The following is a 22,124-nucleotide window of genomic DNA, read 5'->3' as shown; positions in this document are numbered from 1 at the left end:
ATGAAACCAAAATACCCTATATTATTTTTATTTATTGCCTTTTTTTATAATTCTTATTCACAGAATATAAAATTTACGCATTATAATGATAATAATGGGTTATCTCATAATTCGGTACGTCATATTGTACAGGACAAAAAAGGTTTCATGTGGTTTGGAACGTTCTCTGGATTAAATCGTTTTGACGGTTATCAATTCAAAAACTACATGAGTTCTACACCTGGAAAAAATAAATTATACAATGACGATATCACAGCTTTGGAACTGGATGAAAAAGCCAATCAATTATGGATTGGAACCCGAAAAGGATTGACGCTTTTTCAGATGGATACCCATGTTTTTACTACTTTTTTTCATAAAAAAGGCGATCCAAACAGCCTTCCAGATGATGAAGTGAGATCAGTTCATGTAGATAAATTTAATAGAGTCTGGGTAGGTACCAAGACCAAAGGAGCCTATTTATTTTCTCTGAAAGAAAACCGATTTGATAAAATTAAGCTTAAAGGTTTTGATTACGTTAAAGAAATTTTCGAAGATAAAAAAGGCAATGTCTGGGTGGGAAGCTACGAAAAGTCGGGTGTGGCCAAAATTACAATGGACACAAAAGGCGCGATTGTAAGGATTAACACCTATACACTTTCTGTTCCAAATTCAAGCATCAAAAATCCATACATCAACTTTATTTACGAAGATGCCAAGTCGGATATTTTTATTGGTACTCGTGAAGGATTGTATAAACTAGATAAAGCCAGAAACCAATTTGTTAATTTATATATTGATAACAAACAGGTTAGAGGAGCTTTAGGCCCTTATTTTCTATCCGTTGCACAAGCTCCCGACGGAAAATACTGGGTTGGAACTTTGGGCGGATTATTGGTCTGCGATCAGCTGGAAGACATTCAAAGTGGCAATTACAAATGGTATTATTCAATTTTGTCTGATGATACTTCGCTTGTCGATAATTTAATTGCATCCCTTTATTTTGATAAATCCGGTGTCTTATGGATTGGAACTGAAGACGGTTTGGACAAATACGATCCGTATGAAAATCAGTTTACTTTAAACAAAGATATTTCACGTTCTATTGGCAATCAGGCACCTAGAATTCGTGGTTTTGCTAAGACTTACGATGAAAAAGTAATTGTGGCGACCTATCATAACGGACTTTATATTTCGAATATTAAAGGCTCAACTCCCTTACACAATACCGGAAAAGATATCGCCAGTATTTATTCTGATGACGGAAGAATTTTTTATTGCGGACTGTGGGACGGAAACATTCTGGTGTACAATTACATGAATAATTCTTCGAGGGAAATAAAGGCAGGATTTGAAAAATCGCCTGTTTTTGCTTTTCGAAAAATTGCAGAGGATAAAATAATTGTGGGGTCTTTTGGAGAAGGAGCTGTAATTCTAAATACTAAAACACTCCAAGTAGAAACTTCGAGTAAACTTTTACCTGATTTTCAGATTAATGCTATCGAGAGAGATGCTAAAAATAACGTATGGTTTGCGACTGAAACCGGAGTTGTAAAGTACAATATTACTTCAGGAAAAATAGAAACGTATTCATCACTTTTTGTCAAAGAAAAAGGAGTGCCTCATGATGAAAATGTTAGTGATGTTTTAGTAGATGTAAAGGGAAAAATCTGGGCTTCAACGCGTTTCGGATTGTGTCTGTTTAATCCGAAAAAGAATGAATTTGAGCCTGTAAAAAATCTAAAAGAACTTTCAGGAAAATGGATTACCGATATTTTATCTGATGCCAACGGAAATCTTTGGCTGAACATCAACAATAATAATATTGCTTTTGTAAAATCTAATCTAAAAGATATCAGTATTTATCATGTAAACAGCGGTAACAGACTAGATGTTTTTAGTTCGAGCGGTTTCTTTTATTTCAATAATTCTAATATTTTTCTGGGCGGTAAAAACGGAATTATTTCTTTTTCGCCACCGGCAATGAAAAGAAATAATTGGTCGCCATTGCCTGTGATTTCTGAGTTTAAAATTCAGAATGAAGAGGTCTTTCCTGAAATGGAAATCAATGGAGAAATTCCGCTTTCAAAAGATCTGAATTATGGAAAAGAAATAGAATTAAGCCATAAAAACCGAAATTTTTCTCTTCAGTTTTCGGCTCCGTCTTTTGCAAATGAAAAACTGAATAAGTTTCAATACATGCTGGAAGGTTTTGACAAACATTGGATTACAGCTAACAGTACTTCGAGAATTGTTCAATATACCAACCTTTATCCGGGAAATTATACTTTTAAAATCAGATCGAGTAACAGTGATGGATATTGGAGTAAAACGGTTTCGTATAAAATAAAAATTCTGCCTCCTTTCTGGCTTACACCAACATCGTTTTTGATGTTTTTTGCGATTTTGTTTGGGATTTTTTATTTTATTAGAAAAGAAATCAAAAACCGAATTCGTTTAAAACAAGAACTGCTTACGGAGAAAGTAAACAGAGAACACGACATCAAGCTGAATAACGAAAAACTCCGTTTTTTTACGAATATTTCGCATGAATTAAGAACGCCGTTAACATTGATTTTAGGCCCTGCCAAACAGCTTTTAGATGAAAGCAGTAATGCAACGGATTATGAAAAAAGCAGATACAATTTAATTTATCAAAATGCCAGCAGATTATTGAATCTGGTAAATCAGGTTTTGGATTTTAGAAAAGCACAATCAGGGGAATTGAAACTGAAAGTGACTAAAACGGATATTTTAGCGTACTCAAAAAACATCTTCGATTCTTTCAAAGAAATGGCTTATAATAAAAAGATTAAGCTCAATTTTATTACCGAAGATGATGAAATAAACGGCTGGCTGGACAATGATAAATACGATAAGATTCTTTACAATCTTTTATCGAATGCCTTAAAGTTTACCAATAAAAACGGAAACGTTGATTTGGATGTAAGATTGAAAGACACGGTTGAGGATATTTTAGTGATTGAAGTAATGGATGACGGAATTGGAATCCCCGTAAAAAGTCAAGAGAAAATTTTTAAACGATTTTATCAGGCAACCAACAGTAAAGCCAATAATACTGGATCTGGGATTGGTTTGTCTTTGGTAAAATCTTTAGTTGCCATTCATAAAGGAACTATTTCGGTCGAAAGCACTCCAGGAAAAGGAAGTACTTTTAGAGTTGAAATTCCAATTGACCGTGACTCTTACGAGCATAAAGAAGTATTCGAATACGCTCTTAAAAACGATAACCTGAGTATGCTTATTCCAGAAAAAGCGGCGAAGAAAATTATTCAAAACACCGATTTAAAAGAAAAAATATTAGTAATTGAAGACAATAATGAACTCAGAAAATATCTGGTGGATTATTTGTCTGATTATTACAAAGTTTATGAGGCCGAAAATGGAATGGAAGGTTTAAAAATCTGCCGACAAATAAAACCAATTTTATGCGTTACAGATGTCATGATGCCAATTATGGACGGATTGGAATTCTGCCGTGAACTTAAAAATGATGAGTTCATTAGTCATATTCCGGTTGTAATGCTGACGGCTCTTTCTGAAAACATGGATAAAGTAAAAGGCTACGACACAGGAGCTGATGGTTATTTGGTAAAACCTTTTGAGCCTTTATTGCTGAAAACGGTTATCGAAAACATGATTAAATCGAGATTAGAACTGAAACAGAAATTCTCTGGCGAAGTGGAAAGTAAAGTTAGTATGCTGACACATTCTCCAATCGATGAAGAATTTATGGAAAAAGTAACAAATCTAATCAACGATAATCTAAGTGAAGTAGATCTTTCAACTGATTTTCTGTGTGATAAATTGGGCGTAAGTTCGTCTAAATTATATAGAAAAATCAAAGAATTAACGGATTTGGCACCAAATGAATTTATTAGAACCATTCGATTGAAAAAATCGGCAGAACTGCTTAAAACAAAGAAATACAATGTTTCAGAAGTAACGAATTTAGTCGGGTTTAATGATCCGCTTTATTTTAGTAGATGTTTTAAAAAGCAGTTTGGTTTTCCTCCTAGTAAGATTATTAATTAGTTTTTTTGCCACAGATTAAGGAGGATCATAAAAGATTTTTTTTCGCCACGGATTCACGAATTTTCACTTATATAGAGGATTTTTTCTTTGTGTTAAATTGAACGAATTATAACATAGCCCGTGGTTTCAACCACGGGAACGCAACGTATATTGACAACGCATATTCGTAATCTAATTTTTTTGTAATCTCCCGCAATGTCCCTGTGGTTGAAAATCTATCAACAGAATCTATAAAGATTCGTGCAATTCCCCTCAAAGTTTAAAGTTTCTACAGGAAAGTGAAAATTCGTGAATTCGTGGCTAAAAAACTATGAGATTAAAGCAGGCAAAAAAACAATGCAATAGCTTTTTTAATCAAATAAAACGTAAAAATCCTACAATAATCAGAATTATCCATGTTTTTGATGTATTAATCCATTTTGAAAGGAATATGTAATTCTATTTTTGTGTTAGTAACTTTTAACTATTAACCATTATGAAAAAGCATATAGACACAGACAATCCGTTGAAAAATTTAGATGAGTGGGAAGATGATTTGTTAATGCGATATCCTGATCCTTCTGAAGAAAATGAAGAGGTAAAAGAAAAGCAGAAAGAAGAATTTAGGAATTATGTCGATTCAGAAAGAGTAGAAACGGTTAAGGAGTTTTACAGAATTAACCATACCTATCAAACTTATGACTTTGTATGCAGTAAAGAACAGGAATTTCTGCAATTTAATAGAAAAGAAATGTCAATCTGGGAAGCTGTTGAGTTTTTGAACACACTTGTAGACGACAGCGACCCAGATATTGACTTAGATCAGACACAACACCTTTTACAGACTTCAGAGGCCATTCGTGCCGATGGTCATCCGGATTGGTTTGTACTGACAGGTTTTATCCATGATTTAGGTAAAGTTTTATGTTTGTTTGGAGAACCGCAATGGGCTGTGGTTGGAGATACATTTCCGGTTGGCTGTGCTTACTCAGATAAAATTGTATATTCAGAATTCTTTAAAGAAAATCCAGATTATACAGATGAGAGATTCAATACCAAGCTAGGAATCTATACCCAAAACTGCGGATTAGATAAGGTAAAAATGAGCTGGGGTCATGACGAATATCTGTATCAGATTATGAAAGATTATCTGCCGGATCCAGCTTTGTATATGATTCGTTACCACTCTTTTTATTCGCAGCATAAAGAAAATGCCTATGCACATTTAATGAATGAAAAAGATATCGAAATGTTTGATTGGGTAAGAAAGTTCAATCCGTATGATTTGTACACTAAAGCTCCCGTTAAACCAGATGTAAAAGCATTGCTTCCTTATTATAAAGAATTAGTTGCTAAATATTTACCTGAAAAATTGAAGTTTTAAAAGTTTATTTAAACCCATAGAAACATAGATTTTTTTGAGTGTAAGAGTATTATTTAAAAGAAACTAGTTTCCCACACATAGCTATGTTTTTATAATAAATGAAATGTCTTTTTATACAAAGAAAAACTATGTTTCTATGTGTTGAAAAAAAATAATTACCAGCTATCTAAAACCAAAATAATGCAGAAAACCAAAATATTTTTTATAAGCCTTTTACTGCTTTTCTCGGCGGGTATTTCGGCTCAGGAAAAAGAACGTAACGATTGGGAAAATCCTGAGGTATTTCAAATTAACAGAGAACCGGCCCGCGCTGCTTTTCTTCCTTATGCAGATGAAACTTCTGCCATAATGGATAAATATGAAAATTCTCCGTGGTATTTTTCTCTAAACGGAACATGGAAATTTTCTTGGTCGCCAACACCAGACGAACGTCCGAAAGATTTTTATAAAACAGATTTCAGTACACTGCATTGGAAAGACCTTCAAGTGCCTTCCAATTGGGAACTAAACGGATATGGTGTGCCAATTTATACCAATATTACGTATCCGTTTGAGAAAAATCCGCCTTTCATTAATCATTGGGATAATCCGGTTGGGTCTTATAAAAGAGATTTTGTTTTGCCAGAAAATTGGAAAAACCGACATGTTTTTCTTCATTTTGAAGCAGGAACATCGGCTATGTACATTTGGGTAAACGGCGAAAAAGTAGGTTATACTGAAAACACCAAAAGTCCCGCAGAATTTGATATTTCTAAATATTTAAAACCTGGAAAAAACAATCTGGCTGTAGAAGTGTACAGATGGAGTGACGGTTCGTATTTGGAAGATCAGGACATGTGGAGACTTTCTGGAATTGATAGAAATGTGTATTTGTATAGCACAGAAGATGTTCGTATTTCAGATTTCTTTGCGAAACCAGATTTAGATGCTAAATATAAAAACGGAAGTTTAAGTGTTGATGTAAGTCTAAAAAATCTGACTTCAAAAAACATAAACAATCAAAAGCTGGTGGCGAAATTGGTTGATGCTTCTGGTAAAAACGTTTTCAGTAAAGAGTTTAATGTCAATTTTGAAGCATCAAAAATTCAGAACATTAATTTTTCTCAGTCTGTTTCAAGCCCAAAATTGTGGAGCAGTGAAACGCCGAATTTATACACTTTACTTTTAACCTTAAAAAATGCAAAAGGAGAAATTGTAGAGACCGTTTCAACACAAATCGGATTCAGAAAAGTAGAATTAAAAGGCGGACAATTATTGGTAAACGGCGTTCGATTGATGGTTCACGGTGTAAATATTCATGAGCATAATCCAGAAACGGGACATTATCAGGATGAGGCTACGATGATGAAAGACATCAAAATGATGAAACAGCTGAATATTAATTCCGTTCGCTGCAGTCATTATCCGAACAATATTTTATGGGTAAAACTATGTAATAAATACGGTTTGTTTTTGGTTGATGAAGCGAATATCGAAAGCCATGGAATGGGAGTAGAGGGACAGCCCCTAATCTGGATGAATCCAAAAACGAATCCAGGACATCTTCCAGAATGGAGAGAAGCACATTTAGACCGAATTTACAGTTTGGTAGAAAGAGATAAAAATATGCCATCGGTCATTATTTGGTCGTTAGGAAATGAAAGTGCCAATGGGCCTGTTTTCCACGAAGCCTACAAATGGATCAAAAAGAGAGATAATTCCCGTTTGGTTCAATTTGAGCAGGCGAAAGAAAACGAAAACACAGATATCGTTTGTCCAATGTATCCAACAATTGAATACATGAAAGAATATGCGGCAAGAAAAGAAGTGAGTCGTCCGTATATCATGTGTGAGTATTCGCATGCAATGGGAAATAGCAGCGGTAATTTTCAGGAATATTGGGATATCATTCGCGGCAGCAAAAATATGCAGGGTGGATTTATCTGGGATTGGGTAGATCAGGGATTTTACGGAGTTGATGAAGCGGGTCGTAAATATTGGACTTACGGTGGTGATATGGGAAGCCAGAATTATCTAAACGATGAAAATTTCTGCCATAACGGATTAGTTTATCCAAACAGAACACCGCATGTTGGAGCTTTTGAAGTAAAAAAAGTATATCAGAATATTTTATTCAAAGCGGTCGATATCAAAAATGGTGTAATCGAAATTAATAATGATTTCGGATTTACAAACCTGAATAAATACAATTTCAGATACGAAGTTTTAGAAAATGGTAAAGTAATAAAAGAAGCAACAATCAATGTTGCTTTGGATCCAAAAACAAAAAAACAGTTTAAGCTTGATTTACCAAAAATAGAATCGAAAGAAGGAACAGAATATTTACTGAATGTTTTTGCTAACACAAAAGAAGGTTCAGAATTATTGCCTAAAAACTTTGAAATTGCCAAAGAACAATTTGTAATTGAAGACGGAAAATATTTCGAAAAATCAGAAAAAATAAGTGCTGCAAAAGTTCAGGATGAGAAAGATCAGTTTGTATTAACATCGGATAATGTTACAGTTAAAATCAGCAAGTCAACTGGATTGATTTCGTATTACAGTATAAAAGGCGAAGAATATTTCAAACAATATCCTGAACCAAATTTCTGGAGAGCGCCAACTGATAATGACATTGGAAATAAAATGCAGATTAGAACCAATGTCTGGAGAACAGCGGGGAAAAATACTTCTCTGGAAAGCATCCAACAGACAGAAGAAAATGGCAAAAAATATATTGTTTCAAAATTAAAACTAAATGATGTTGCTTCTGATTATACCATCAAATATGCATTAGGAAACAATGGAGATTTAGAAATACAGGTTGCTTATAAAAAAGGAGCAAATCCGGTTCCGGAATTACCGCGTTTCGGAATGATTTTTACTTTAAAAAATAGCTTAGAAAATCTGGATTATTACGGAAGAGGGCCATTAGAAAATTATCCAGACAGAAAAACAGCATCTTTCAAAGGAATTTATACTAGTAAAGTTGCAGACCAATATGTGCCTTATACACGCCCACAAGAAAATGGATACAAGACGGATATACGCTGGTTTAAATTGTCAAGCAATTCAGGAAATGGCTTGGAAATAAAAGGTCTGCAACCTTTAGGTATAAGTACTCTGAATAATTATCCGAGTGATTTTGACGGAGGAATTTCTAAAAAGAATATCCATTCCAGCGACATCACTCCAAGAAATGAAGTTGTTGTTTGTGTCGACTTAACTCAACGCGGACTAGGTGGAGACAACAGCTGGGGATTACCGCCTCATGAGCAATATCAATTAACAAAAAGTGAGTATAACTACGGATTTGTTATTAAACCAATTTTTTAAAAGTCTTCAGTATTCAGATTTTTAGTGTTCAGTTTTTGCCACAGTTTTTTGATAAAAACAAACTAAACTGATTACTAAAAATCTGACCACTGACCACTTCCGTAAGACTGACCACTAAAAATCTGACCACTAACTATTGACCACTGAATACTAAATAAAATGAGTAACCCTACAAATGGAAGACTAATCTCTTTAGATGTGCTTCGCGGATTTGTTATGTTTTGGATTATGAGCGGCGAACATATTATTCATGCTCTGGCCAAAGCAGCGCCAATTCCTATTTTTATCTGGATGTCTTCACAGCTGCATCATGCAGAATGGAATGGAATTACATTTTACGATATGATTTTTCCTGTCTTTCTATTTGTTGCCGGAGTTTCGATGCCTTTCTCTTTTGAAAAGAAAATGAGTTTGGCGGGAGTAAAAACACCACAAGAATTACCTTCAAGCGAGAAGCGTAAAATCTATTTATCAATGCTAAGAAGAACCTGTATTTTACTGGTTTTAGGATTTATAGTAAATGGATTGCTTCGTTTTGATGGTTTTGATCATACTCGTTTAGCAAGTGTTTTAGGCCGAATCGGATTGGCTTGGTTTTTTGCCGGAATCATCTATTTAAATTTTGATTTCAAGAAACAATTAATCTGGTTTTTCGGAATTTTGATTGGCTACTATGTAGCAATGAAATGGATTCCAGTTCCTAATTTTGGAGCAGGGGTTTTAACTAAAGAAGGTTCATTGGAAGGCTATATTGATCGTTTGTTTTTACCAGGAAGATTACACAGCACCGTTTATGATCCAGAAGGAATATTTTCAACTCTTCCAGCGATTTCGACAGCTTTATTAGGTGTTTTTATTGGAACGTTTTTAAAAGCAAAATGTCCTTTTTCGATAAAAGTAAAACTGCTTTTAATGACTTTAACCGCTGTAGTTCTGATTATTGCAGGATTAATCTGGGATATTAATTTCCCAATCAACAAGCATTTATGGACAAGTTCCTTTGTTTGTTTTGTCGGTGGATTCAGTATTTTATTTTTTGTCTTTTTCTATGTAATAATTGACTTATTAGGGTTTCAAAAATGGGCATTCCCATTGGTTTTAATCGGTTCTAATTCTATTTTGATTTATATCGCCGCCGAAGGTTCGGTAGATTTTAAACATACGGCAGATTATATTTTTGGCGGACTTATACAATATACATCAATTGCTTGGCAACCTTTTTTTACAGCTTTGTCTGTAACTGTCGTGCAGCTTTTGCTACTCTATTTTTTATATAAAAAGAAATGGTTTCTCAAGATTTGATGCCAATCAAATTTTAAAATACATCTAACTATCTAACCACACAATAACCACACATTATGAATGTATTACAAACCGCAGATTACATTGTTTTCTTTATTTACTTTGTCATAGTCACGGCTTATGGAATGTATATTTACAGAAGCAAAAAAACGGCTGCAACCAGTTCCAACGAATATTTCTTAGCCGAAGGTTCACTTACTTGGTGGGCAATTGGAGCTTCGTTGATTGCTTCTAATATTTCAGCAGAACATTTTATTGGTATGAGCGGTTCAGGCTTTGCCATCGGACTTGCGATTGCTTCTTACGAATGGATGTCGGCGGCCACATTAATTATTGTGGCCATGTTTATTTTACCCGTTTATCTTAAAAATAAGATCTTTACCATGCCTCAGTTTCTCGCCAAAAGATACAGCGGGACTGTTAGTACAATTATGGCCATTATCTGGCTGTTGATTTATGTATTTGTCAATCTTACGTCAATCATTTATTTGGGAGCTTTAGCCATTTCTTCTATAGCACCGGTTAGTTTTCAGTTTTGTGTTATTGCACTGAGTTTATTCTCTGTAATTGTCACTTTAGGCGGGATGAAAGTAATTGGATATACCGATATGTTTCAAGTAATTGTTTTAATTCTGGGTGGATTAGTTACCACTTATTTAGCATTGACTTTACTTTCAGATCAGTTTGGTTTTGGAAAAGACATTCTAAAAGGACTTGCCATTATTGCTGATGAAGCACCGGGACATTTGCACATGATTTTAGACGAATCCAATCCGCATTATACTGAATTGCCGGGAATGTCGGTTTTAGTTGGCGGTATGTTGATCAATAATCTAGCGTATTGGGGCTGTAATCAATACATTGTTCAAAGAGCTTTAGGAGCCGATTTGAAGACTGCAAGAAAAGGAATTTTATTTGCTGCTTTCCTAAAATTATTAGTTCCAATTATTGCTGTTTTACCGGGTATCGCAATGTTCGTAATGCATGAAAACGGAATGTTTCAGCAGGAAATGGTGGATGCAGCAGGAGTTTTAAAACCAGATCATGCCTATCCGACTTTAATGAATTTATTGCCTGCGGGATTAAAAGGTGTGGCTTTAGCAGCTTTAACGGCAGCAATTGTGGCTTCTTTAGCAGGAAAAGCGAATAGTATTTCGACTATTTTTTCTTTAGATATTTATAAAAAATATTTCAATTCTCAGGCATCAGAAAAAAAACTGGTTCGTACCGGAAGATGGTGTGTTGTAGTTTGTATGATCATTGCTGCTTTTGTAGCGCCGGCATTAAAATCATTAGATCAGGCGTATCAATTTATTCAAGAATATGTAGGTTTCTTTTCGCCAGGAGTTTTGGCTATTTTCTTGCTGGGAATGTTCTGGAAAAAAACAACACCAGCAGCTGGATTGGCAGGTGCGTTATTAACAGTGCCACTTGCAGCGATTTTAAAATTCCTGCCAATGTGGACAGAAGGGGCTTTCCCAGATTATCCTTTCTTAGATCGTATGACTATTGTTTTCTTTATCATTGTATTGATAATGGTGGGAATTAGTTTGGCAAAACCAGTTTCTGAAGAGGAGTCTGAAATTCATAAAATAGAAGTCGATAAATCGATGTTTAAAGTGTCATCAGAGTTTATCGTTGGTTCTTTTATCATCAGTGGGATATTGGTGGCTTTGTACACTGTTTTCTGGTAGTTTTTGTTTTGCCACGAAGGCACAAAGGCTCAAAGTTTATTTAAAAAAATTAAATTGAAAATTGTTCGCAAAGACGCAGAGACACAAAGTTTTTTTTAAACCATATAAGTGATATAAGATAATTTAAGTTTTGTCTTAATTGACCTTATATTACTTATATGGTTCATTTTCACTTAGTGACTTAGTGTATTTGTGGCATAAAAAAAATAGAAATGAAAAGAAATTTTGTAATCGTATTTTTTATTTTTTGTATTTCCGTAACCGTTTCAGCGCAGAAAGTATTTGATGTTAAAAAATACGGCGCTGTTGGAGACGGAAAAACATTAAATACAAAAGCAATCCAAAAAGCAATTGACGCAGCCAATAAAAGTAAAGGAGGAAAAGTTCTTTTTTCTAAAGGAACTTTTTTATCTGGAAGTATTGTTTTAAAAAGTGATGTGGAATTGTTTTTTGAAGAAGGTGCCATTTTATTAGGAAGCACCAATCCGGACGATTATCCGAAATATGAAGGCATTAGAGCTTTTATTATTGCGAATGAATCTAAAAATATTGCCGTAAACGGAAAGGGAATTATAGACGGGCAGGGAAGAGAACTGGCTTTAGCAATTGATTCTCTGCACCATACAGGAGTGCGAATTGACCCAAAATACAATTACAGAAGAATGCGTCCTGAAGACGGAAGAGGAAAACTGATTTCGTTTGTAAAATGTGATTCGATTACCATGACTCAAATTACTTTGAAGAACAGTCCAGGTTGGACAATGTGCTTTAGAGCATGCAAAAACATGGTCATTGATTTTATGAAAGTGGAAAGCCGCGCGTATTGGAACAATGACGGAATTGACCTTGACGGATGTGAAAATGCCCGAATTACCAATTGTAATGTAAACGCTGCAGATGATGGAATCTGTTTGAAATCGGAAGTGCCGGGATTACACAATAACAATATTTACATTGGAAATTGTACCATTAGATCAAGTGCCAATGCAGTGAAATTTGGAACTGGTTCTTACGGAAGTTTCAAAAACGTAACGATTGAAAATATCAAGGTATTTGATACGTTCAGATCTGCGGTTGCCATTGAATCTGTTGATGGTGCGGAGATTGAAAATATCAAAGTTTCGGATATTACTGCCGTAAATACTGGTAATGCAATCTTGATCCGTTTAGGTCATAGAAATGGAGACAAACCGGGTTATATCAAAAATGTATCGGTTAAAAATGTGAAAGTACAAGTTCCTTTTGGCCGTCCAGATATTGATTACGATATGCGCGGGCCTGAAGTCGATTATTTCCACAATCCGTTTCCAGCTTCAATTGCCGGAATTCCGGGGCATTTAATTGAAAATGTAACTTTAGAAAATATTGAAATCGTTTATCCAGGAAGAGCTTCAAAAGGAATGGCATACCATCCTTTAAGCCGATTGAAAGATGTAAAAGAAAACATCAATGGTTATCCTGAATTTACCATGTTTGGAGAACTGCCATCTTGGGGATTTTATGTGCGTCACGTAAACGGAATCGAAATGAAAAACATCAAACTGATTTTGGATAAAGAAGATTTTCGTCCCGCTTTCGTTTTTGATGATGTAAAAAATCTGACCATGAAAGGGATTGATGTTCCGTCAGATAAAATCAATCAAATTGTTTTTAAAGATGTTTCATCAAGTAATTTGGACAGCGAATCTCTAAAAAGAAAAATCGAACCAGAGCAAAATAAATTTGAATTACCAGCACATTAGGTTGGCCACAAAGGCGCTAAGACGCAAAGTTTTTTTTGCCACAGATTCTAAGATTAACAAGGATTTTTTAGTTTCTCGCAGATTCTGCAGATTTAGCAGATTAATAGATTTTAATTACATATCTGTTAAATCTGCAAGATCTGCGGGAGATTATAATTTTTGCGAACCAATGAGATAAAAAAATACAGATTAAAATAAAAAGAAATGAACAAGAAATCTATAATCGCGCTCATCATTTTCTGCCTTTCGTTAACCGTTTCCGCACAGAAAATTTACGATATTAAAAAATACGGAGCAAAAGGAGACGGAAAAACCAATGATGCAGCAGCTATCCAAAAAGCAATTGATGCCTGTAGTAAAACAGGCGGAAGAGTTTTAATTCCGGCACCATTTACCTTTTTAGCTGGGCCAATTGATGTAAAATCAAAAGTAGATTTACATATCGAAGCTGGTGCTAAATTATTAGCAAGTCCTGACGAAAAGCTTTATACTAAAAGTGCTTTCAGAACCAATCCAGGAGAAGGAACAATTTGGATTGGCGGAGAAAATATAGAAGATTTTACCATTAGCGGCAGCGGAAAAATAGATGGAAACGGAATTTCTTTTATGGGTGCAGAAGAAGAGGATGCTTATGTCTTAAAACCGTTCAATGTATTAGACCCAAGACCTCACGTATTAACGATTATCGGCGGTAAAAATATTAGAATCAAAGATGTCCACATTGGAAATTCTGCCTATTGGACAGTACATTTGATTGGTTGTAATGATGTTGTCATCAGTGGCATTACTTTGCTGAATAGTTTGAAAGTCCGCAACAGCGACGGAATCGATTTAGATCATTCAAAAAATGTGAGAATCAGCGATTGTTATATCGAAAGTGGCGACGATTGTATCTGTTTGAAAAATAGAAGGGAGTTTGAAGAATTTGGTGCCTGCGAAAATATTACGGTAACCAATTGTACGATGACCAGCAGCAGCTGTGCCATTAAAATTGGTTCAGAAAATATGGATGCGATTCGACAAGTAGTTTTCAATAATTGTATCATCAAAAATAGCAATCGTGCATTAGGAATTCAGAATCGTGATGAAGGGACAGTAAGCGATGTTATTTTCTCTAACATCATTATCGAAAGTAAATTAAACACTGATACTTGGTGGGGAAAAGCAGAACCAATTTACATAACGGCTTTCAGCAGAGCAAAAGCGAATCATAAAGATGCAAACTGGCGTTTTCCAAAAGGAGCAACAGAAGGAAAAGTAGGCGAGATTAAGAATATTTATTTTTCTAATATTCAATGTACAGGAGAAAACGGTGTTTTTGTAAGCGGAGAATCAAAAGATAAAATCAAGAATATTGTCTTTGATAATGTGAGTGTTTTTATGGACAAAACAACTGCTTTTCCTGGCGGATTATACGATAGACGACCTGCAAAAGTGGAAGGTTTTGTAAAAGGAAGCACTTCAGGATTTTATTTTGATACTGCCGAAAGCATCAAAGTTCAGAACTGCACAGTACAATGGGGAAAAAACAAACCAGATTACTTTAAATATGCAGTTGAAAGTAAAAATGTTGATGTTTTGAAATTGATCAATTTAGATGGAGAAGCGGCTTTTCCAAATAAGTATGAGGCAGTTAAGAAGTGATCTATTCTTGTGAAAGAATTATAAGTGTAAAAGTAACAATAAACTTTTGTGACGTGATACTTTTCATAGGCTCTAAAAAGATTAATTAATATATTGCAAGTATATTCTCAATATAAAAACAATACAATGAAAAGAAATGTAATTTCAACATTATTCATAAGTGGTTTACTATTTAGTAGTATTTATGGAAATGCTCAAAAAGCGACTTTAGAAGTTGATGCTTCCAAAACGATAACTAAGATCCAGCCAACTATGTTTGGTTTGTTTTTTGAAGACATCAATTTTGCTGCAGATGGCGGACTATACGCGGAAATGATTAAAAACAGATCTTTCGAATTTGAAAAACCTTTGATGGGATGGGAGCAGCCTAATACCAAAAGGTCATCTTTAAACAAAGAATCGGGTAGTGCGTTGCCTATTAACATAGCATCCAATAATACTAATTTTTGCCGAGTTGAAATTAATAATGATAAAGGTTATGCCTTAATAAATGAAGGTTTCAGAGGAATGGGAGTAAAGAAAGATGCAAAATACAATCTTTCTTTAAAAGCGTCCAATCCTAAAGGAGACATCAAAAAAATCATTGTGCAGTTAATTGGTAAAGACCAAAAAGTACTGGGAGAAACGAGTATTGTACCAAAATCGGAGCAATGGGCAAATTATACAGCTCAAATTACAGCTACTCAAACCGAGGCAAAAGCAAAGCTGAAGATCACTTTTGATGGAACAGGAACGATAGATTTAGATATGATTTCGCTGTTCCCAGAAGATACTTGGAAAAACAGAAAAAATGGCCTTCGTAAAGATCTTGTACAGCTTTTGTATGATATGAAACCCGGATTTTTACGTTTTCCAGGTGGTTGTATTGTAGAAGGAAGAACTTTGGCTGATCGTTACCAATGGAAAAAATCGATTGGAAATGTAGAAGATAGAGAAACAAAAATGAACCGTTGGAATGTAGAGTTCAACCATAAACTAACTCCTGATTATTTTCAAAGTTTCGGATTAGGTTTTTTTGAATATTTCCAGCTTTCAGAAGACATTGGCGCAGAACCGCTTCCAATTTTAAGTTGCGGTATGGCATGTCAGTACAATACAGGAGAGTTGACTCCTTTAGACGAACTGGATCCGTATGTGCAGGATGCTTTAGATTTGATTGAATTTGCTAATGGCGCAGTGACGACAAATTGGGGTAAAATCCGTTCGGATATGGGACATCCAAAACCATTTAATTTAAAATATATCGGAGTTGGAAACGAACAATGGGGGCCAGATTATATTGATAGATATAAGGTTTTTGAAAAAGCAATTAAAGCAAAATATCCAAACATTATAATTGTTTCAGGAAGCGGGCCTTCTCCAGATGGCGAACACTTTGATTTTGCAATGGAAGAACTTAAAAAACTGAATGCAGAGTTAGTTGATGAACATTATTACCAAAGCCCGAAATGGTTTAGGGAAAATGCCGGCCGCTATGATAAATATGACCGAAAAGGCCCAAAAATATTTGCTGGAGAATATGCAGCGCAAAGTGTTTCAGGTGCCAATCCGAATAACAGAAATAATTGGGAATGTGCTTTTTCTGAAGCGGCTTTTATGACAGGATTGGAAAGAAATGCAGCAGTAGTTCATTTAACCTCTTACGCTCCTTTGATGGCACACGAAGATGCTTGGCAGTGGACACCAGATATGATTTGGTTTAATAATTTGGATTCTCATGGTTCAGCCAATTATTATGTACAGCAATTATTCTCCACCAATAAAGGAACTGATTTGTTGGATATTACTCAGGATGGAAAAGCTTTAATTGGTCAGAATAATTTATATGCTTCAGCAGTAAAAGATGTAAACAGTAAAGAAATTATTGTGAAATTGGTTAATACAGCATCGACAGCATCAGAAGTTAGTATTGATTTAAAAGGAGCAAAATTGGGATCAAAAGGAAGTATAATTAGTTTGGTAAGCGCAAATTTACAAGATGAAAATACGTTTGCAGAACCTAAAAAAATTACTCCAAAACAAAGTGAATACAAAATAACAAAAGGAAAGCAGCAATTGAATCTTCCTGCTTATTCTGTAACTGTTTTGAAATTGAAAACAATCTAAAATTAGTATTTATACGAATAATCAAGGACTGAAATAGAATATTTTTATCCATACGATTAAACCTGACAGGTTTTTAAAACCTGTCAGGTTTCTAAAAATATAAATTGGCTCCTTTTAATTCATACTATCATTTAAAATAAAAATATATGCCAAACCATTCTTTTCAAAAAAGTCTTTTTTTATTGTTAATACTGACAGGATTTTCTGTTTTTGCACAGCAAGATTTAAAACTGCAATACAAGCAGCCAGCTGTTGAATGGACAGAAGCTTTACCAATAGGAAATGGTACGCTTGGTGCAATGGTTTTTGGAAAAGTGGATTCTGAATTAATTCAGCTCAATGAAGCCACTTTATGGAGCGGCGGGCCGGTGCAAAAAAATGTAAATCCAGATGCTTTTAAGAATTTAGCTTTAATTAGAGAAGCGTTGACGAAGGAGGATTTTGAGAAAGCCTATGCTTTAACTAAAAATATGCAGGGGCCTTACAGCGAAAGTTTTATGCCGTTGGGAGATCTTATTTTAAAACAAGATTTTGGTGGACAAAAAACAGAGAATTATAATAGAAGTCTAGAATTACAGACAGGATTGGCAGTTACCAATTTTAGTGTTGCTGGTGTAAAGTACAAAAGAGAAATTTTTGCTTCGGCACCTGCGCAATGTATTGTGATTAAACTTTCGGCAGATCAATTAAAGAAACTTTCTGTGACACTGGATGCTTCAAGTCTTTTGAAAAATGAAAGAACAGTGCAAAATCAGACCTTGGTTTTAAAAGGAAAAGCACCATCACATTCTGATCCAAATTATATTGATTACAACAAAGAACCAGTCATTTACGAAGATGCGTCAGGATGCAGAGGAATGCGTTTTGAACTGATTATTAAACCTGTCATAAAAGACGGAGAAATAAGTGCTGACGGAAATAAATTAGTGATTAAAAATGCCTCGGAGATTTTGCTTTTCGTTTCGGCTGCAACTAGTTTCAACGGATTTGATAAATGCCCTGACAGCGAAGGAAAAGACGAACATCAATTTGCTGAAGCTCCGATTAAAAAGGTAATTGCTAAAAAGTACGATAGTTTATTAAAAGAGCATATAGCCGATTTTCAAAAACTCTTCAATAGGGTTTCCTTAAAGTTGAATGAAAAAGAAACCAATAAATCTAATCTAGCAACAGATGTACGATTGGAAGAATATGCAAAAGGAGAAAAAGATGCTGGATTAGAAGCTTTGTTTTTTCAGTTTGGACGTTATTTGTTGATTTCTTCTTCTCGCACACACAACGCACCAGCCAATTTACAAGGAATTTGGAATAATAAACTTCGTGCGCCTTGGAGCAGTAACTACACAACAAACATCAATTTACAGATGAATTACTGGCCTGTAGAATCAGGAAGTTTGTCTGAATTATTTTTTCCACTTGACGAATATATTAAAAATGCTTCTGTAACAGGAACCGAAACCGCCAAAAGTTATTATCATGCCAACGGCTGGGTTTTGCACCATAATTCAGATATCTGGGCGATGACAAATCCTGTAGGCGATTTTGGAAAAGGCGATCCAATGTGGGCCAACTGGTATATGGGAGCGAACTGGCTGAGCAGACATTTATGGGAACATTATGAATACACTGGCGATAAAGCCTATTTGAAAAAAGTATATCCAATTATTAAAGGTGCTGCAGAATTTAGTTTAGACTGGTTGCAGAAAGACAAAAACGGCCATTTGGTTACCATGCCTTCGACTTCGCCAGAAAATATGTTTTATTACGATGGCAAAAAGAAAGGTGTCGTAACGACGGCTTCTACAATGGATATTGGAATTATTAAAGATTTATTCGAAAATACAGTTGAAGCTTCTAAAGTTTTAGGAACCGATTCAGAATTCAGAGAAAAAGTAAATAAAGCAGCTGATGAATTACTGCCTTTTCAAATTGGAAGTAAAGGACAATTGTTAGAATGGTATAAAGATTTTGAAGAAGAAGATCCGCATCACAGGCATACTTCTCATTTGTATGCTTTGCATCCAGCTAATTTAATTTCGCCGCTCAATACACCAGAATTAGCCACAGCAGCAAAGAAAACATTAGAACTGCGCGGCGACGATGGAACAGGCTGGAGTTTAGCTTGGAAAGTAAATATGTGGGCGAGACTTTTAGACGGAAATCACGCTTATACATTATTCAAAAATCAATTAAGATTAACAAAAGATAATGATCCTAAGTACAAACGACATGGAGGTTGTTATCCAAATTTGTTTGACGCGCATCCGCCTTTCCAAATCGATGGAAATTTTGCAGGAACTGCCGGTGTAATCGAAATGTTAATGCAGAGTCAGAATAAAGAAATACATTTGCTTCCTGCCTTGCCAGATTCTTGGACAGACGGCGAAATAAAAGGAATTACTGCAAAAGGGAATTTCAAAGTAGATATTAAATGGAATGCAGGTAAATTGACTCAAGCAAAAATTGTGTCTAATATTGGAGGCACTTGTTCTGTAAGGTCTGCTGAACCATTTATAATTGAAAAACTAAACGTTAAAAGTAAAAAATCATCTATTGGTTATACAGCAACATTTGATACTAAAAAAGGAACTGCTTACACTATTATAGCTTCTAAGTAATCCTTTTCTAACTTGTTAGGCCAAACTATCATTTAAATTATAGTTTGGCTTTATATTTTATTGGGTTTGCTGACATATTTATTTCCTTTAACAAAAAAGCGCCAAGGCAAAAGGGCGTCTTCCTGAGCGTAGGCAACTCCAACACGAGGCGTTGCGACAATTTCTTCTTCATCATATCGAATGCCATGATCTTCAAGCCAGATCTCCTCTCCGTTTAAATCCTTTTTATTAAAAGAAGCATCAATTCCTAAAGCTTTTGCAGCAGAGCCAGGCCCAGAAGTAATTGCCGCTTTAGAGAAAGCCATATTTCTTCTTTCTTCCATAATTTCTTTTCCTTCTAAAGGTTCAATTGCTCTTATTAAAACGGCATGTGGCTCTCCTTCAACTGAGCTTACAATATTGAAAAGATGATGAATTCCGTAGCACAAATAAACATAGGAAACACCGCCGCTGCTGTACATTGTTTCGGTTCTATTTGTTCTTCGGCCTCCATAAGCATGAGAGGCTTTATCCTGTACGCCAAAATAAGCCTCAGTTTCTACGATAATACCGCTGGTTGTTTTTCCATCTATTTGCGTATGAAGAACTTTTCCCAAAAGATCTTTTGCCAAAAAAAGTACGTCAGGATTTAAATAATAAGAGAAAGGCAGTTTAAAAGGATATTTTGTAGAATTTTCGATCATAGTCAAATACAGATTAAAAAGTAACTGTTTTTAAATTTAAAAAATAAACTCGTTATAAATTAAGATTCCTTAAATTTAACTGAATTCACTAAAGAACTCTCTTGAAACTAAAGAGCGTTTTTTATTACTATTCTAAAGATTATAGTAAAGGAACAAATATGTCAGACAAAACAGAAGAAAAAAAAGAACAAAACGCTGTACATCTTTTGCCATGGGTTACCGCAATTGCGATGTTCATTCAGTCATTAGACGGCACCATTCTCAACACTTCATTGCCTTCTATTGCGAGAGATATGGGATATTCTGCAACCGAAATGCATTCTGTAATTGTTACTTATACGCTTACATTAGCTATGTTTATTCCGTTGTCTGGTTGGCTTGCCGATAAATTTGGCACCAGAACCATGTTTATGATTGCGGTTTTTTTATTTGTGACAGGTTCTTTGTTTTGCGCACTTTCTGTCGATTTGCAGACTTTTAATTTAGCCCGAGTTTTACAGGCAATAGGAGCGTCGATGATGGTTCCAATTGCAAGGCTGGCTATTTTATATCAATATCCTAAAAGCGAACTTTTAAAAACAATGAACTTTATTACTGTTTTTGGACTCTTAGGAATGGTTGCCGGCCCAAGTCTCGGTGGCTTTCTCTCTGATAATTTGTCTTGGCATTGGATATTTTTAGTGAATGTTCCAATTGGCATTATAGGAATTTCGATGGCATACAAAATCATGCCTAATTTTAAACATGCTGTTGGTCGTTTTGATTTTAGAGGATTGGTTTATTTTAGCTTGGCGCTAATATTTATTACAATGGTTCTTGAACTTATAGGAAACGGCAGAACTCATATGATGGTTATTTTAGGTCTGCTTTTTCTTTCAGGTTTATTGTCGCTTTTCTATTATATCCATTATAAAAAAACAGAAAAACCCATTATCGATTTGAGACTGCTCAACATCCGAACTTTAAAAATTGGTTTAAAAGGAAGTTTAATTACAAGACTAGGAATTGGCGGATTACCTTTATTACTGCCTTTAATGCTGCAAACGAGTTTTGGTTATTCGGCTTCGGTATCGGGATTGCTTTTGCTTCCGTCTGCTTTGTCAAACGTGGCGGTTAAGCCTTTTATGGTTAGTATTATAAAATTCTTCGGCTACAGAACGGTCTTAATTAGTAATACCATTTTATTAGGAATGATATTGATTGTTTTAGGTTTTGTGACCAAAGAAACGCCATTGCCTTATTATATTGTACTGATGATTTTTTATGGTGTTTTTACATCCATTCAAATGTCAGCAATGAATACCATAACACTGTCTGACTTAGATCAGGACACAGCGAGTGGCGGGAATACGATGTTGGTTATCATGCAGCAGTTGTCTGTAAGTTTTGGAGTTTCTGTAGCTAGTTTGGTTTTGTCTTTGTTTCAGTCTGGCATATTTGAATTGAATACTACAAAAGCATTTCAATATACTTTTATAGTTTTGGCTGTTTTTACAATTTTATCCAGCATCACGTTTTCACGATTAAGTAAAACAGATGGGGCAGGTTATATGTAAATTTGGATTGGTGTGATTAAATAGAGGTTAGGCGTGCTAGTTTTATAACTTTTAGAAATGATTGTA

The 22,124-nt window shown here is 34.9% G+C and carries 11 protein-coding genes; 10 read left to right on the top strand and 1 reads right to left on the bottom strand.

Annotation, left to right across the window (positions count from 1 at the left end):
- The 9 genes from P2W65_RS22065 to P2W65_RS22025 all read left to right on the top strand — a co-directional run bounded on the left by P2W65_RS22065 (window position 1) and on the right by P2W65_RS22025 (window position 19,819).
- A complete protein-coding gene (locus tag P2W65_RS22065) occupies window positions 1-4,035 on the top strand; it encodes a hybrid sensor histidine kinase/response regulator transcription factor (protein WP_289661296.1) in 4,035 nt (1,344 codons plus the stop codon).
- Window positions 4,036-4,510: 475 nt separating this feature from the next.
- The gene (locus P2W65_RS22060; protein WP_091493158.1) at window positions 4,511-5,398 is read left to right on the top strand and encodes an inositol oxygenase family protein; all 888 of its coding nucleotides are present in this window, start codon (window positions 4,511-4,513) and stop codon (window positions 5,396-5,398) included.
- 180 nt (window positions 5,399-5,578) lie between these two features.
- Window positions 5,579-8,713, top strand: a complete 3,135-nt coding sequence (gene lacZ, locus P2W65_RS22055) for a beta-galactosidase, LacZ type (protein ID WP_289661292.1) — start codon at window positions 5,579-5,581, stop codon at window positions 8,711-8,713.
- Between the two features lie 159 nt (window positions 8,714-8,872).
- Window positions 8,873-10,015: an acyltransferase family protein gene (locus tag P2W65_RS22050; protein ID WP_289661290.1), complete on the top strand. Its 1,143-nt coding sequence runs from the start codon at window positions 8,873-8,875 to the stop codon at window positions 10,013-10,015.
- Window positions 10,016-10,071: 56 nt separating this feature from the next.
- On the top strand, window positions 10,072-11,709 hold the full coding sequence (locus P2W65_RS22045; protein WP_289661288.1) for a sodium/sugar symporter: 1,638 nt from the start codon (window positions 10,072-10,074) through the stop codon (window positions 11,707-11,709).
- 212 nt (window positions 11,710-11,921) lie between these two features.
- Entirely contained in the window at window positions 11,922-13,451 is a 1,530-nt protein-coding gene (locus tag P2W65_RS22040; protein ID WP_289661286.1) for a glycoside hydrolase family 28 protein, read from the top strand.
- 204 nt (window positions 13,452-13,655) lie between these two features.
- Window positions 13,656-15,095, top strand: coding sequence for a glycoside hydrolase family 28 protein (locus tag P2W65_RS22035; protein WP_289661285.1), 1,440 nt, complete (start codon window positions 13,656-13,658; stop codon window positions 15,093-15,095).
- A 126-nt stretch (window positions 15,096-15,221) separates the two neighbouring features.
- Entirely contained in the window at window positions 15,222-17,201 is a 1,980-nt protein-coding gene (locus P2W65_RS22030; protein WP_289661283.1) for an alpha-L-arabinofuranosidase family protein, read from the top strand.
- A 146-nt stretch (window positions 17,202-17,347) separates the two neighbouring features.
- Complete coding sequence (locus P2W65_RS22025) at window positions 17,348-19,819, top strand: glycoside hydrolase family 95 protein (protein WP_289661280.1); 2,472 nt, start codon at window positions 17,348-17,350, stop codon at window positions 19,817-19,819.
- Between the two features lie 50 nt (window positions 19,820-19,869).
- On the opposite strand, the gene P2W65_RS22020 is transcribed toward P2W65_RS22025, so the two are convergent.
- Window positions 19,870-20,502, bottom strand: coding sequence for a DNA-3-methyladenine glycosylase (locus P2W65_RS22020; RefSeq protein ID WP_289661277.1), 633 nt, complete (start codon window positions 20,500-20,502; stop codon window positions 19,870-19,872).
- Window positions 20,503-20,603: 101 nt separating this feature from the next.
- On the opposite strand from P2W65_RS22020, the gene P2W65_RS22015 reads away from it, so the two are divergent.
- On the top strand, window positions 20,604-22,058 hold the full coding sequence (locus P2W65_RS22015) for an MFS transporter (protein ID WP_289661275.1): 1,455 nt from the start codon (window positions 20,604-20,606) through the stop codon (window positions 22,056-22,058).
- Window positions 22,059-22,124 lie beyond the last annotated feature (66 nt).

Source organism: Flavobacterium panacagri (assembly GCF_030378165.1).
Lineage (GTDB): Bacteria > Bacteroidota > Bacteroidia > Flavobacteriales > Flavobacteriaceae > Flavobacterium > Flavobacterium panacagri.
The sequence above is the reverse complement of the archived record's forward strand: the minus strand, read 5'-3'. Positions and strand labels throughout refer to the sequence as shown.

Bases quoted from the DNA above. Each gene is read 5' to 3' on its own strand.
- P2W65_RS22065 (WP_289661296.1), top strand. From the start codon at position 1: ATGAAACCAAAATACCCTATATTATTTTTATTTATTGCCTTTTTTTAT.
- P2W65_RS22060 (WP_091493158.1), top strand. From the start codon at position 4,511: ATGAAAAAGCATATAGACACAGACAATCCGTTGAAAAATTTAGATGAG.
- lacZ (WP_289661292.1), top strand. From the start codon at position 5,579: ATGCAGAAAACCAAAATATTTTTTATAAGCCTTTTACTGCTTTTCTCG.
- P2W65_RS22050 (WP_289661290.1), top strand. From the start codon at position 8,873: ATGAGTAACCCTACAAATGGAAGACTAATCTCTTTAGATGTGCTTCGC.
- P2W65_RS22045 (WP_289661288.1), top strand. From the start codon at position 10,072: ATGAATGTATTACAAACCGCAGATTACATTGTTTTCTTTATTTACTTT.
- P2W65_RS22040 (WP_289661286.1), top strand. From the start codon at position 11,922: ATGAAAAGAAATTTTGTAATCGTATTTTTTATTTTTTGTATTTCCGTA.
- P2W65_RS22035 (WP_289661285.1), top strand. From the start codon at position 13,656: ATGAACAAGAAATCTATAATCGCGCTCATCATTTTCTGCCTTTCGTTA.
- P2W65_RS22030 (WP_289661283.1), top strand. From the start codon at position 15,222: ATGAAAAGAAATGTAATTTCAACATTATTCATAAGTGGTTTACTATTT.
- P2W65_RS22025 (WP_289661280.1), top strand. From the start codon at position 17,348: ATGCCAAACCATTCTTTTCAAAAAAGTCTTTTTTTATTGTTAATACTG.
- P2W65_RS22020 (WP_289661277.1), bottom strand. From the start codon at position 20,502: ATGATCGAAAATTCTACAAAATATCCTTTTAAACTGCCTTTCTCTTAT.